We start from the raw sequence: 13,086 nt of genomic DNA on the forward strand, positions 1-13,086 counted from the left end.
GGCACAATCGTTTCGTATGCACCACCTTCCGCCCTTCATCTCCCCGCAACCCTTTGACGATGCCGCCGCGGCCCTGGCCCAGGTGCAATTGATTTATGACGCCAGCATCGCTCATCTGCGCGAAGGCATGCGGCGTTTCGTGGCGGGGGATGACGGCGCCGGACCCGTGAGAGCCTATTACCCGCTGGTGCGCATCCGCACGGAGACCGTGCTGCGTCAGCAGGCGGGTGTGCAGGAGCGTCTGAGCTACGGTTTCGTCGCCGGCCCGGGGGTGTATGAAACCACGCTCACCCGGCCCGATCTGTTCAGCACCTACTATCTGGAGCAGTTCCGCCTGCTGCTGCGCAACCATGGCGTCACGCTGGAGGTCGCGACCAGCCGCCAGCCCATCCCCGTGCATTTCTCCTTTGCCGAGCATGACCACATCGAGGGCAGCCTCAGCGCGGAGCGGCGCCAGAAAATGCGCGATTGGTTCGACCTGCCCGACTTGGAGGCCATGGACGACGGCATCGCCAACGGCACCCACGAAGCCCAGGCGGGGCAGCCACAGCCCTTGTCGCTGTTCACCGCGCCCCGCGTGGACTATTCCCTGCACCGGCTGCGTCACTACACCGGCACGGGGCCCGGGCACTTTCAGAATTTCGTGCTCTACACGAACTACCAGTTCTACATCGATGAGTTCATCCGCCTCGGGCGTGAGCTGATGCGGGATGCAAAGAGCGAGTACATCGCCTTCGTCGAGCCGGGCAATGTGGTCACGCGCCGCGCGGGTGAACCGGCCCGTGACGAAGACGCCCTCGGCAAGGCGCCGCCGCGCCTGCCGCAGATGCCCGCCTACCACCTGGTCTTGCCCGATGGGAATGGCATCACCATGGTCAACATTGGCGTCGGTCCGGCCAATGCCAAGAACATCACCGACCACGTGGCCGTGCTGCGCCCGCACGCTTGGATCATGCTCGGCCATTGCGCGGGCCTGCGCAATGGCCAACAGCTCGGGGACTACGTGTTGGCCCACGCCTATGTGCGCGAGGACCATGTGCTGGACGAGGAGTTGCCGCTGTGGGTGCCGATTCCGGCGCTGGCCGAGGTGCAGCTGGCGCTCGAGCAGGCCGTCGCCGACGTGACCGAGTTGCATGGCGCGCAGCTCAAGCGCATCTTGCGCACGGGCACGGTGGCCACCACCGACAACCGCAACTGGGAACTGCTGCCCGAGAACCGGCCGCAGCGCCGCTTCAGCCAGAGCCGCGCCGTGGCCCTGGACATGGAGAGCGCGACCATCGCCGCGAATGGTTTCCGCTTCCGCGTGCCTTACGGCACTTTGCTGTGCGTGAGCGACAAGCCCTTGCACGGCGAAATCAAGCTGCCGGGCATGGCCGACCACTTCTACCGCGAGCGCGTGGACCAGCACCTGCGCATCGGCATTCGCGCGCTGGAGCTGCTGCGCCAGGGCGGTGTCAACCAATTGCACAGCCGCAAGCTCAGGAGCTTCGCGGAGGTGGCGTTCCAATAAGTCTGCGTTGGGCGCAAACAATAACGGCGCCCGGGCGCCGTTGTTGCGCGCGACTCCAAGAAGTCGTTACCGCAGACCGCGCGTAACTGCCAAAACCCCGAGTCTTAGCCGGCTCGCGCTCGCCGAGCCAGCACCCTGATGTCGACGAAGATCGGCGTGGGCTCGCTCACTCCGGCTTGTAGCCGCTGCTCTTGAGCAAGGCCGCGCTCTCGGACACGTAGCGCTGGCTGTATTTCTTGAAGTCATCAATGGTTTCGATGACGGGGTCAATCCCCAGCGGCGCATAGGCGCCGGATTTGATCAATTGCCGCGTGGCTTCGTTGATCGCCTTGTTCAGCATTTGCTGCCGTTGCACCGACAAGCCCTTGGGACCCCAGACGCCATACCAGGATTCCGCGACGAAGTTGGGGAACCCGCTCTCCGCGGCCGTGGGCACCTCCGGCATCAGCGCGCTGCGCTTGGCCGACGTCACGGCGATGGGCTTGACCTTGCCCGCCTTGGCCAGCGATTGCAAGGAGATGATGGAGTCGATCAGGATCTGGGTCGTGCCACCGGCGACATCGGTCAGGGCGGGCGCGGTGCCCCGGTACACCACCGTCGCGAGATTGAGCTGCCCTTCCTTGGCCAGCATCAGGGTGGCCAGGTGACTGGGGGCGCCCAGCGCGGGCAGACCGGCATACCATTTGTCCGGTTCACTGCGCGCGGCTTGCATGACATCCTTGATCTGCGTCTGCGGCAGATTGGGGGCGATCACCATCAGCAGGGGCGCGCTTGCGGTCCGGGCGATGAAGCTGAAGTCGGTCAAGGGATCATAGGGCGGCTTGGCCATGGCCTCCTTGGTCAGCACCTGCGTGGCGGCGGAGAACAGCAGTGTCAGGCCGTCGGCGGGCGCGGTCTGCACGGCCTTGCCCCCAATGGCGCCACTGGCTCCGGGGCGGTTGTCAACGATGACCGGCACACCCAAGTCCGTTTGCAACTGCTTGGCCAGCAAGCGCGCCGCATTGTCGACACCTCCGCCCGCGGCGAAAGGAACAATGATCTTGACGGGCCCTTCCGGGAATTTGTCTTGCGCAGCGACGATGCCGGTCATGAGCAAACCCAGCAGCAAGCCGAGCAGTTTGGGGATACGGATGTTCATGGTTGTCTCCTGAAGAAAATTGAAATGCTCAAACCTCGCCTCGGTATGCGCCTCGCCAGGCTTTGGAACCACCCAGCAAGGGTGCGGCCAGGGCGGGGCCGTGCAGTTCCGCGTAGGACTGCAGCGTTCTGCTCATGCGCGGCAGCAGCCAGTCCGCGACGGCGGAGCTTGCCTCTCCGTCACTCAGGCGCTGAAGGATGTCGCGCACGGGCTGCGGCTGGATCGCCAAGGGGCCCCGCAGCAGCAGGAAATCGATGACCTCGGTCATGCCTTCGCGCTCGCTTCGCTCCAGGAAATGGTCGGCGATGTCACGCTCGAAGTCTTCGAGGGTGACGGTCACGCCACTCATGGCGCAGGCACAGCCCAGCGCGATGTGCTGCGCCGCCAGCCGATGCCAGAGCATCGAGAGGTAGGCGGCTTGATCACAGGGCTGCATGTCCATCGGGGTCCCCTCTCCGCTTGAGCTAGGCGCGGCGTCGCGCGGTTTCCTCGGCGTTGACCTCGAAGCGCTCGTCGAGCACGACGCCATACAAGGTCTCGGCTTGTTCGCGGCTCACGTAGCCTTCGCGCACGTCCTCGGCCACCCGTTCGGCGTCGCGCTCCATGGGGTTGCCGAAGCCGCCACCGCCACCCGACAGCATTCTGTAGGCGTCACCCCGCTCCAGGCGCACGTTGAAGATTTTGGCGTTCGGATGGTCCGTCTTCCATTCACCCTGGTGTCGCACCGCCAGGCCGTTGCCCATGGCATCTCCGCCACCTTCCAGCCCCCAGGGTTTGCAATGAACGCGGTCGATGCGGGTCGTGACGGTGAAGGGCGAGAGCGCCTGCACCACCATTTCGGCCCCCAAGCCACCGCGATGTCGGCCCGCGCCGCCCGAGTCCTGGCGGATTTCGTATTTCTCCACCAACACCGGGTACTTGGCCTCCAGTTGCTCGGTCGGGCTGTTGTGGGTGTCTCCGTCGTTGATGCAGACCGTGACGGACACCCCGTCCTCGCTGCTCTTGGCGCCCCAGCCTCCGCCCAGAGGACCGATGCCCACGATGAACAGCCGCCCGTCCTCGGGTGAAATGCCATGGATGTTGGGGAAGACCAAGTCGGCGTGGTGACCCGCGATCGACCGGTGCGGGATGGCCGGCGCCAGCGCCTTGAAGATGGTGTCGATCACCGTCATGGGGAAGGTCATCCAGACGCGCATGGGGTAGGGCCGTTCCGCGCTGATCACCGTGCCCATGGGCATGATCACCTTGAGAGGTCGGAAGCTGCCGTCGTTCACCGGGTAGTCGGTGGGCGTGGTCAGACATTTGTAGGCCACCTGCGCGCAGGCGATGCCGGTGGTGAAGCCGGAGTTGTAGAAGCCCTTGACCTGTCGGCTCACATCCGAGAGGTCGATGGTCATTTCGTCGCCGCTGACGGTCACCTTCACCCGGATCGGAATGCGCTTGCCGATCTCCAGACCATCGTCGTCCATGAAGGATTCGGCTTCATAGGTGCCGTCGGGGATGGACAGGGTGTTCTCGCGCGCCACGGCCTCGGACGAATCCATGATCTGCTGGATCGCGCCGTGCACCGCTTCGGCGCCGTAGCGCCGCAGCAGTTCGACGTAACGGCGCTCGCCCGTGGTGATGGCGGTGATCTGGGCGCGCAGATCACCCATGGCACGTTCAGAGAGCCGCACATTCATCGCGATGATGTCGATGAGGTCCTGGTTGACCACGCCCTCGCGCTGGTACTTCACGATGGGAATCTGGATGCCCTCGCTGTAGATGTCGGTGGTCACGTTGCCCAGCGTGCCGCCCACGTCCAGCCAGTGCGCCATGCAGCAGGTGAAGCCCTGCAGCTGTCCTTCGTGAAAGACCGGCATCGTGAAGGTGAAGTGGTTCAGGTGACTGCCCGTGGTGTAGGCGTCGTTGGTCACCAGGATGTCACCCGGCTTGATGTTGTCATAGCCAAAGTGCCGGATCTTGGCTTTCACGGTCTCGGACATGCCGCGGATGAACATCGGCAATCCGAGGCCGATGGAGACGGTGTCCCCTTCCTTGGTGAAGAGGCCGACGGTGAAGTCCAGCGCTTCATAGATGATGAGGTTGTAGGCCGTGCGCGTGAGGTTGGTCTTCATCTCCTCCGTCACGGCATACAGGCCATTGCGGATGATTTCGACGGTGACCGGATCTATCCCGGACGTCTTGGGGGTGGCTGTCGTGCTCATGGTGTTTCGTTCCCGATGACGATTTGCAGATTGCCGAGTTCGTCGACGGACAGGGTGTCGCCAGGTTGAACGACCGTGGTGGAGGCATGTTCTTCGATCAACGCCGGGCCCACGACGACGTTGCCCGCCAGCAGTTGCTCGCGCACGTACACGGGGGTGTTGACCCATCCTGTCGCGCGGAAGTACACCGGTTTGTTCGCGCGCATCGCCGCGGGCGCGGCTTGGGCCGTGCCCCGTGCCACGCTGTGCCGAGGCGGCTTTTTCATCGTGCCCAGGACCGTGACGCGCAGGCTGACCAGATCGGCCGGTTCCTTGGGCGCGGACGTGCCGTAGCGCACCTTGTGCAGCTCGTCGAATTGCTGCTTGATCGCGGCGCGGTCCTTGGCCGCGAAGAAGGCCTGCGGCAGGTCGACGGTCACCGCGTGCTCCTGGCCGACGTAACGCATGTCGGCGGCGCGCTCGATGACCACGCCTTCCGGCTTCACACCCGACTGAGCCAGGGCCGCGCGGCCTTCGTCCTCCATGGACTGGTAGGCGGCCTCGATCTCCTCGAAGGAGACCTCATTGAGCTTGCGAAAGACCGAACGCACGTAGTCATAACGCAGATCGGAGAACAGCATGCCGTAGGCCGAGAAATAACCCGGCGCATAGGGAATCAGCACCTTGCGGATGCCGAGCTCCCGCGCAATCGCGGATGCGTGCAAGGGGCCGGCTCCACCGTAGACCACCATGGTGAAGTTGCCCGCGTCCAGGCCCCGTTCCGTGGTCACGGCCTTGACGGCGTGCGACATCTGCGTCACCGCGATGCGCAAGATGCCATCGGCGGCCTCGGTCGGGTCCAGGCCCAGCGGGCTGGCCACCCGTTCCAGCATCTGACGCTGGCTTCCTTCAAGGTCCAGCTTGAGTTCGCCGCCCAGGAAGTGGTCGGCGTCCAGGCGGCCGAGCAGCAAGTTGGCGTCCGTGACCGTGGGGTCTTGCCCGCCGCGGCCATAGGCCACGGGCCCAGGAATCGAGCCCGCGCTTTGCGGTCCGACGCGCAGCGCCTTGCCGGTCTCGACGCGTGCAATCGAGCCGCCCCCCGTGCCGACTTCATGGATGTCCATCATCGGAATCTGGATGGGCAGCGCGCGCTCGTAACCTCCGATCAGCGCCGAACCCGTGGTGAGTGGCCGCCCCTCGCTGATCACCCCGGCCTTGGCCGTGGTCCCGCCCATGTCGAAGGCGATGGCGTCGCCCATGCCCAGTTGCGCGCAGATGGCCTGCGCGCCGATCACGCCAGCCGCGGGGCCGGATTCCAGCATGCGCACGCAACCCACCTTGGCATGCGCCACCGGAAACAAGCCGCCCGTGGACTGAACGATGTAGAAATCGCCCTCGAAATGCTGGCCGCTCAGGTGCTGTTCCAACTGACCGAGGTAGGCACTCACGCGGGGACCGACGTAGGCGTTGGCCACGGCCGTGGACACACGCTCGAACTCGCGGTATTCCTGCGAAAGCTCATGGGAGGCACAGACAAAGGCCCCCGGCAGTTCTTCCTGCAGGATCTGCTTGACCCGCTGTTCGTGTGCTGGGTTGCGGTAGGAGTGCAGCAGCAACACGGCCACGGCCTCGATGTCCTGGCCCTTGAGCTCGCGTGCGAGTTCGCGCACGGCGGCTTCGTCCAGCGGCTTGTGGATGCCGCCGTCGGCGCGCAAGCGCTCCGAGACTTCGTGACGCAGCGAGCGCTTGACCAAGGGCTGGTGCTTGTTGAAGAAGAGGTTGTAGGCGTCGGGCCGGTTCACGCGGCCGATTTCGTAGATGTCACGAAATCCCTCGGTGATCAGCAAGGCGGTCTTGGCCCCGTTGCGTTCCAGCAGGGTGTTGATGGCGATGGTCGAGCCGTGCAGGAACAGGCGTCCGTCACGCCAGTCGATCTTGGCGCTGTTGATGGTGTCCTGGATGCCCTTGACGAGTTCGCCATGGGTGGAAAGCGCCTTGCCGAACAGCAGTGTGCCGCTGGTCTCGTCAAACGCGGCCATGTCGGTGAAGGTGCCGCCGATATCGACGGCGATGCGCAGCGACTTCTGGGAAGAGGGGGCGTTCATGGCGTCTTCAGGCCTCGTCGGTGATGACGTTGCGCAGAACGCCCAATCCGGTGATCTCGATTTCGATCACGTCCCCGGCCACCATGTAAACCGGTGGGTCGCGGCGGTCGCCCACACCGCCAGGCGTGCCGGTGGCGATCACGTCACCGGGCGACAGCGTCGTGAAGCCCGACAGGTATTCGATGATGACGGGCAGGGTATAGATGAGATCGGCCAGGGAGGCTTGCTGCATCACCTGTCCATTCAGTCGCGAGGCGATCGTCAGTCGGTTGACGTCGGGGATCTCGCGTGGCGTGGCCATGTAGGGGCCGAAAGGCCCGGTGGCCGGGAAGTTCTTGCCCGGTGTCCATTGATGGGTGTGGCGTTGCCAGTCGCGCGCGGTGCCGTCGTTGAAGCAGGCATAACCGGCGATGTGCTCAAACGCCCGTGCCTGGGGGATGGCGCGCCCCCCGTTGCCGATGATGACGGCCAGTTCCGCTTCGAAGTCAAAGCGCTGGGTCGCCTTGGGTTTGGGCATCGGGGCGTCGTGCGCGAGCAGACTGTCGGCAAAACGCGTGAAGATCGCCGGGTACTCGCTGTCCGCGCGCTTGGTCTCGGCGACGTGCGACTTGTAGTTCAGTCCCACGCACAGAATCTTGCCGGGGTTCGGGATGACGGGCAGCAAGCGGGCTTGACCCGCTGACACGGTGCGGCCCAACGTGCGCGCCACGCGGTCCAGTTCATCCAGCCGATCGGCGGCAATCACGGACTTGAGGTCGGGATACCGGGCTTCAAATTCCGACGGTGCCTGGATCCAGGTCTGTTGATCCTTCCACACGCCGTAGCTCGCACGGCCCTCGATGTCAAAACTCACGAAACTCATGTTCTGTTTTCCTGGTGGTCACCTTGCGGTGGCTGGGTTGTCCATGGAGGGGCAGTCTAGGAACGCGCGAGTCATCTGCATAGAATGCACTCGAAGATTTCAGACATGCCTGATTTGGCATAGCGGGGCGTACAGATGCAGATGCAGTTTCAGATTCAGGATTTCCGTCTGTTCCTTGAAGTCGCCGAGCTGGGCAGTTTCACCAAAGTCGCCGCACGGCGCCAGACGGTTCAGTCACACATCAGCCGACAGATCAGCGCGCTTGAGAAGGAATGCGGCAGCCCTTTGTTCCGGCGCACCGGCCGGGGCGTGGCCCTGACCGAGTTCGGACAACATGTCGAACGACGGGTCAGACTCTGGCTGAACGGCTGTGACGAGCTGTTCGCGGAGATCCGGCAAGCGTCCACCGTGCCCATGGGGGAGGTGCGCATCGGCGTCCTGCCCTCGGTGGCGCACCCCTTGATGAGCCATGTGTTCAGCCGCTTGCGGCAGGACTATCCCAGGATCGTGCTCAACGTGCGCGAGGGGCAGGGCGGTGAGCTGGACGCCATGCTCGACACGGGCGGCGTGGACATGGCGGTCCTGTTTCGGTTCGACCCGCCTCGCGGTCAGGACGAAGTCCTGCTGGCGACGGTGGACACCTATCTGGTGTCCAGCCCAGGCGCGGCCCGCACGCGCGGCGAGACCGTGGGCTTCAAGATGCTCGAAGACCTGCCGCTGGTGCTGCCCAGACGGCCCGCGCATTGGCGGGCCATCCTGGACGAGACGGCCCGCAGCCAGGGCTTCCACCTGCAGGCGGTGATCGATGCGGATTCCCTGCGTCTCCAGAAGCAAGTTCTGCTGGATCAACCGAATCTGTATGCATTGCTCGGGCCGTTTTCAATTGACGAGGAGTTGCGTCAGGGCAAGCTGCGGGCGGCCAAGCTGGTCACGCCCGAGCTCAAACGGTATGTGACCTTGGCGCATCCGAAATGGGGTCAGCTGACCCAGGCCAGTCGCATCGTTTCACGCCTGATACGGGAGACCGTGCAGTCCTGGGGTGGTCAGCTCAAGCCCTCCGTCCCAGGCGAGCCCGCCCTCTTTTGACGTTCTGGATTTGGGGAGGGAAGGCTCCACGCCAGCCCACGCATGGACATGGACATCGACGTGACGTGGGCGTGGGCGTGGGCGTGGGCGTGGGCAAAGGCCCGCGTTGAGACTCTGCTCAGAAGGTTTCCCAGTCGCCCTCGCCCCCGCGGCCGCTGGGCGCGGCGTCTGGCAAGGCTTTGCTGGGTGTCGCGGCCGATGGCAGCGCGGTCTGGGAGGGAGCGCTGCGGGCTGCGGGTGGGGTGACGGGCTTGGCGGTGGCCGTGGGCGCGGGGCGCGCTAGGCGGCTCACAGCGGGCCGCTGGCTGTCCCCTGCGGCTGGCTTGGCGGCGGGGGATGCCACGGCCGGCGCGGCATGTGACGCCGCCGTGGCGCCATGGGTGCCCAAGCCGCTGGGGGCCGCAGCCCGGGCGCCGCCATGCCCTCCATGCCCGTCCAGCAGCTTGAAGATGGCCACGGCTTGCACCAGCTCATTGGCCTGGCTCTTGAGGCTGTTGGCCGCGGCCGACATTTCCTCCACCAGGGCCGCGTTCTGCTGCGTCACCTGGTCCATCTGTTGCACCGCTTCGCCCACCTGGGCGACGCCTTGGCTTTGTTCGGTGCTGGCCGCGCTGATGTCGCCCACCAGATCCGTCACGCGCTTGATGCCCTGAACGATTTCCGACATCTTGTTGCCCGCTTGGTCCACCAAGGTGGTTCCCGCCTCGACCCGGTGCACGCTGTCCGTGATCAGGGTCTTGATCTCCTTGGCGGCTTCGGCGCTGCGCTGGGCCAGATTGCGCACCTCGCCCGCCACCACGGCGAAGCCCCGGCCCTGTTCGCCCGCGCGTGCCGCTTCCACCGCCGCGTTCAAGGCCAGGATGTTCGTCTGGAAGGCGATACCGTCGATCACGCTGATGATGTCGGCGATCTTCTTGCTCGAGTCGCTGATGCCCCTCATCGTCTCGATCACTTGCGAAACCACCTCGCCGCCCTCCACCGCGACGGACGATGCGCTTTGAGCGAGTTGGTTGGCTTGGCGCGCGTTGTCCGCGTTTTGGGTGACGGTGGAGGACAGTTGCTCCATGGACGCGGCCGTCTCCTCCAAGGAACTGGCCTGGGTCTCGGTGCGGGCGCTGAGGTCCTGGTTGCCCTGGGCGATCTCGGCGCTGGCCGTGGCCACCGACTCGGACCCCACACGCACCGTGCTCACCACCCGCGACAGGCTTTCTTGCATGTGGGCCAGTGAACGCAGCAACTGGGCGGTTTCGTCCTGACCCTCCACCATGACCCGGCTTGAAAGATCGCCGGCGGCCACGGTTTCGGCCAGCGTCACGGCACGCCCGACGGGGGCCGTGATGGAACGCGTGATCACGTAGGCGACGAAGACACCAATGGCGATCGCGATGACGGTCAACGTGATGATGGAGGCCATGGCCGTCTCGTAAACCCCCTTGGCCCGCACTTCCGCGTCGTCGCTGGCCTTGTATTCGAAGTCGGCCAATTCATCCATGGCCGCCTGCCACTCCCGCTGGGCGGGCACCATGTCGCGCGTCAGCATCTGCGTGGCTTCTGCATTTCGGTTCGCCAAGCCGAGTTCGACGACCTTGTCCGTGATGGCGTCGGCACGGGCGCGGATGGTCTTGGTTTTGGCGAGCGTGTCTTTTTCGGCTTGGCTCGTGCTCGCCAGACTTTCCAGCATCTTGGCGAGGTCAGCTTCCAACTTGGAGTAACCGCTTCGGGTCTCGAGCAGGCTCTTGTGCGCGGCACGTATGCCGGCTTCCTCAGTCTGGAGCACCACGTCACGCGCCAGCGCACCGATATGGGTGATGGTTTCACTCATGTTCTCGGTCAGCTTCACTTTCTCGTTGTTCTCATCGGTGATGGCTTGCAGCTCCTTGTAGACCTGTGCCATGCGGCTGATGCCCAGCAATGAGACCACCGCAAGCAGAACCAGGATCACGCCGAATCCCAGGCCCAGCCTGGCGCCAATGCGCATGTTCTTCAGATAGTTCACGATGTTTCCTCAGAGTGGTTTTTAGAAAGATGCTGCTCAAGAAAGGGGCGCAGCGCAGGCGCGAGCGCAAAGGTATCCATAACAAGGGTCGAACCCAGGCCAGTGCGACTCAGCGTGCCCTGACAACCTCTTGCGCGCTTTTCCGGTCATGGACTCGGGTCCGGGCCGCGTCCGCAAACCCCCAACTGAGCCGGGCAGGGAAGTAAAACGCAGGCGTATTCAAGACGCAAGGGGTAATTTAGCCATTCACGGCCCGTCTGCGAGGCCCCGGTTCCAGTTTTGTAGGCGCGTGCGGGGGCCTATCGTGAAAAATTCACCGCAAACGCGCAAGCAAAACGGTGGCCGCCCAGTCGCTTTGTCCGCGCAGCCGCTTCGGGTCGCATGGGATCTGGCACGCATGTTGCATGTTTTCATGTATACAAGATGACTTGCGGCCCCATGGTGCACTTACCTTCTCCTGACCCAGCTCTCACCCCGTCTTCTGCGTCGGAAGGCGCCCGCGCCTGGATACGCCACCGAGAATCACCACTGCAAGGCGCGGTCACGGGGTCTTTGACAGGCTTGCACTTCGCGGTGAAAGACAACATCGACGCGGCGGGCCTGCCCACGACGGCAGCCTGCGCCGCCTTCGCGTACTCGCCGCAGGCCCACGCAACGGTGGTGCAAAAGCTGCTCGATGCCGGTGCGTCCTTGGCGGGCAAGACCAATCTTGATCAATTCGCCTGCGGCTTGAACGGCACACGCTCGCCCTGGGGCGCGGTGCCCAATGCCTTTGATCCGGCGTATGTGTCCGGTGGATCCAGTTCCGGCTCGGCTCATGTGGTGGCCAAGGGGCAGGTGGATTTCGCCCTGGGCACGGACACGGCGGGCTCGGGCCGGGTGCCTGCCGGCCTGAACAACATCGTCGGGCTCAAGCCGTCCAAGGGCCTGATCAGTGCGCGCGGCGTGGTGCCGGCCGCGCAGAGTGTGGACTGCGTCTCCATCTTTGCGCGCAGCGTGGGGCTGGCTGCGCAGGTGTTGGCCGCGGCGCGGGGCTATGACCCCGCAGACCCGTATTCACGCACGCTGACCCTGGCGGACCGGCCTTTCCCCAAGACCTTCCGCTTCGGTGTGCCCGATGCGCTGGCCTTCTTCGGCGACAGACTGGCTGAGGCCGAATTCGAGCGTGCGCGTGCCGGCCTGCGTGAATTGGGTGGCGTGGAGGTGCGTTTCGCCTATCAGCCTTTCGCCGAAGCGGCGGCGCTGCTGTATGAAAGCGCCCTGGTGGCGGAACGCTACGCCGCCATCCGCGACTTCTTCGACGCGCATGAGGCGGCCGTGATGGAGCCCGTGCGGGGCATCATCGCCCAAGGGCGCTCGTATGACGCTGCGGACCTTTGCATCGCACAGACGCGTTTGCGCGCTTTGGGTCAGCAGGCTGCGGCGCAATGGCGAGAAGCGGGTGGACAGGGCATGGACGTGATGCTCGTGCCCACGGCCCCCACCCACTACACCATCGCCCAAATGCAGGCCGACCCGGTGGCGCTCAACCGCAACCTGGGTGCTTACACCAACTTCGTCAATCTGCTGGATTACGCGGCCCTGTCCGTGCCCAGCAGCATCCGGCCCGATGGCCTGCCCTTTGGCATCACCCTGATCGGCCCCTGCGGCAGCGATTGGCAGCTGGCCGAATTGGGCCAGCGTTACCACCACGCCACGGGTTTGACGCAAGGAGCGACGGGCGAGCCCTTGCCCGCGCCGGTGCCCATCCCTGGCATCAGGTCCTCATCGGAGGCCCCGTCCACCGTGCGCGTTGCGGTGGTGGGTGCCCACCTCTCGGGCATGCCCCTCAACACACAACTCACCGAGCGTGGTGCCCGCTTGCTTGCGCAGACCACGACCGCGCCGCACTACCGGCTCTACGCCTTGCCCGGCACGATGCCGCCCAAGCCCGGCCTGCAGCGCGTGGCCGAAGGGCAGGGCGCGCGCATCGCGGTCGAGGTCTGGGAGATGCCGATCGAGCACTACGGCTCCTTCGTCGCGCTCGTGCCCGCGCCCTTGGGCATTGGCACGCTGTCGCTGGACGACGGCGGCAATGTGCAGGGTTTTCTGTGCGAGGCGCTGGCGCTCAACGGCGCCCTGGACATCACGGCCCATGGCGGTTGGCGGGCCTACCTCGCGGCGCAAGCCGTGCCGACCCCACCGCAGGCCTGAAACCTGCGTG

The 13,086-nt window shown here is 65.0% G+C and carries 9 protein-coding genes; 3 read left to right on the forward strand and 6 right to left on the reverse strand.

Annotated features, from left to right (window positions below; translation table 11 throughout):
- The first annotated feature begins 16 nt into the window (after positions 1 to 16).
- Positions 17 to 1,510, forward strand: a complete 1,494-nt coding sequence (locus HGR_RS01860) for an AMP nucleosidase (protein ID WP_006296359.1) — start codon at positions 17 to 19, stop codon at positions 1,508 to 1,510.
- A 166-nt stretch (positions 1,511 to 1,676) separates the two neighbouring features.
- Here HGR_RS01860 and HGR_RS01865 read toward each other — a convergent pair whose 3' ends face one another.
- Genes HGR_RS01865 through HGR_RS01885 form a run of 5 tightly spaced genes read right to left on the reverse strand, consistent with a single transcriptional unit; the run spans position 1,677 to position 7,801 of the window.
- A complete protein-coding gene (locus HGR_RS01865; protein WP_006296360.1) occupies positions 1,677 to 2,648 on the reverse strand; it encodes a Bug family tripartite tricarboxylate transporter substrate binding protein in 972 nt (323 codons plus the stop codon).
- A gap of 28 nt (positions 2,649 to 2,676) precedes the next feature.
- Positions 2,677 to 3,090, reverse strand: coding sequence for a hypothetical protein (locus HGR_RS01870; RefSeq protein ID WP_006296361.1), 414 nt, complete (start codon positions 3,088 to 3,090; stop codon positions 2,677 to 2,679).
- A gap of 22 nt (positions 3,091 to 3,112) precedes the next feature.
- A complete protein-coding gene (locus tag HGR_RS01875; protein ID WP_006296362.1) occupies positions 3,113 to 4,855 on the reverse strand; it encodes a hydantoinase B/oxoprolinase family protein in 1,743 nt (580 codons plus the stop codon).
- Complete coding sequence (locus tag HGR_RS01880) at positions 4,852 to 6,939, reverse strand: hydantoinase/oxoprolinase family protein (RefSeq protein ID WP_006296363.1); 2,088 nt, start codon at positions 6,937 to 6,939, stop codon at positions 4,852 to 4,854. The genes HGR_RS01875 and HGR_RS01880 overlap by 4 nt, the downstream gene beginning before the upstream one ends.
- 7 nt (positions 6,940 to 6,946) lie before the next feature.
- Positions 6,947 to 7,801 carry a fumarylacetoacetate hydrolase family protein gene (locus HGR_RS01885; protein WP_006296364.1) on the reverse strand — a complete coding sequence of 285 codons (855 nt, stop codon included), beginning with the start codon at positions 7,799 to 7,801 and terminating at the stop codon, positions 6,947 to 6,949.
- A gap of 141 nt (positions 7,802 to 7,942) precedes the next feature.
- On the opposite strand from HGR_RS01885, the gene HGR_RS01890 reads away from it, so the two are divergent.
- Positions 7,943 to 8,887, forward strand: a complete 945-nt coding sequence (locus HGR_RS01890) for a LysR family transcriptional regulator (protein ID WP_039852047.1) — start codon at positions 7,943 to 7,945, stop codon at positions 8,885 to 8,887.
- A 118-nt stretch (positions 8,888 to 9,005) separates the two neighbouring features.
- Here HGR_RS01890 and HGR_RS01895 read toward each other — a convergent pair whose 3' ends face one another.
- Positions 9,006 to 10,865, reverse strand: a complete 1,860-nt coding sequence (locus HGR_RS01895; RefSeq protein ID WP_039852048.1) for a methyl-accepting chemotaxis protein — start codon at positions 10,863 to 10,865, stop codon at positions 9,006 to 9,008.
- 456 nt (positions 10,866 to 11,321) lie between these two features.
- Between HGR_RS01895 and atzF the strand changes: the two genes are divergently transcribed.
- On the forward strand, positions 11,322 to 13,076 hold the full coding sequence (gene atzF, locus HGR_RS01900; protein ID WP_050797357.1) for an allophanate hydrolase: 1,755 nt from the start codon (positions 11,322 to 11,324) through the stop codon (positions 13,074 to 13,076).
- The last annotated feature ends 10 nt before the right edge of the window (positions 13,077 to 13,086 follow it).

Origin of the sequence: Hylemonella gracilis ATCC 19624 (assembly GCF_000211835.1) — a bacterium.
In the GTDB taxonomy this organism is placed as follows: Bacteria; Pseudomonadota; Gammaproteobacteria; order Burkholderiales; family Burkholderiaceae_C; genus Hylemonella; species Hylemonella gracilis.